This is a genomic window from Alteromonas sp. CNT1-28 (genome assembly GCF_022348345.1).
GTDB lineage: Bacteria > Pseudomonadota > Gammaproteobacteria > Enterobacterales > Alteromonadaceae > Alteromonas > Alteromonas macleodii.
The window spans coordinates 1-1062 of record NZ_JAKREZ010000105.1 but is presented as its reverse complement, the minus strand read 5'-3'; the positions used below and the strand labels follow the sequence as shown (position 1 = coordinate 1062).

The window sequence follows — 1062 nt, the reverse complement described above, 5'->3', positions numbered from 1 at the left end:
TTAAAATCAATCAAGAGCCAAGATATGTGTTTGATGAATGCATTGCTTACTTTGGACAAAACAGGATTGCGTTAGCTGGTTATACGACACTTCAAGATACCATATCGAGTGTACTTTCTAGTGAGCGCAGTCGCATTGAGTCTGTCCTAAACCAAAACCTAGGCAGTGATACAAAAGCTACGCTTCTTAGATTGCTTGATTCTAAAAGCACCTTCACAGATCTCGCCATGCTAAAGCGCATGGCGAAGGATTTTTCAGCCAGCCAAATATCACAAGAACTAAAGACGCATAAAATCATACGTGCGCTTTATCCAGAAATTAGGACACTGATTGCTGAACTAGAGCTGTCACCAAAAAACCTTGAATACTACGCGTCTTTAGTAAAACACAAGTCGGTTTATAAGTTAAAGAGACATGCTGATAGTCAAACCTTATTATATCTTGTTTGTTATCTATTCTTCAGGTACCGCGAAACTAACGACAACCTCGTTTCTGCATTTATCTATCTCGCCCGAAAGCTTGCTGAAGGAGCAAAGAATCACGCCAAACAGTGCGTTATCGAAGATATAAACATTGTAAGAACAAAATTGAAATCGGCTGGTAGTCTGCTGAATTACTTCATTGACAGCGATATTGACGATGCATTGACCTTTGGCGATGTACGCAAAAAAGCCTTTAAGTTGTTACCTGCTGAGAACATTAAATTGCTCAGCGAACATCTTGATAACAATGATTTTGATGGGCGTAAATATGAGTGGCAATTCATCGATAAACAGTCAAGCAAGGTGAGTAAACTTCTACGCTCCTTGTTCATGGCCATAGACATTGAGTTTATCCATTTAAAAGATGATTTACATAAACAGTATGTAACGTTGCGCTCTGAACTCAGTGAATGCAAGGCTGTTAGAACCATCAACCTAGACTTGGTACCCAAAGGTGACCGAGAGTATTTGCAAGGAGAAGTTTCTAAGCAAATAGCTATTCGTTTTGAGTACTTCCTGTATCGTAAAGCAGAGCAACTATTTCAAAGCAATAGCCTTACCGTAAAAGAGAGTGTCAATA

Annotated in this window: 1 protein-coding gene; it reads left to right on the top strand. The window is 39.3% G+C overall.

Annotated elements, in window-relative coordinates; translation table 11 throughout:
* Positions 1-26: 26 nt before the first annotated feature.
* The coding region (locus MHN02_RS21855) for a hypothetical protein (RefSeq protein WP_239247987.1) at positions 27-1062 on the top strand (1036 nt) is incomplete at its 3' end.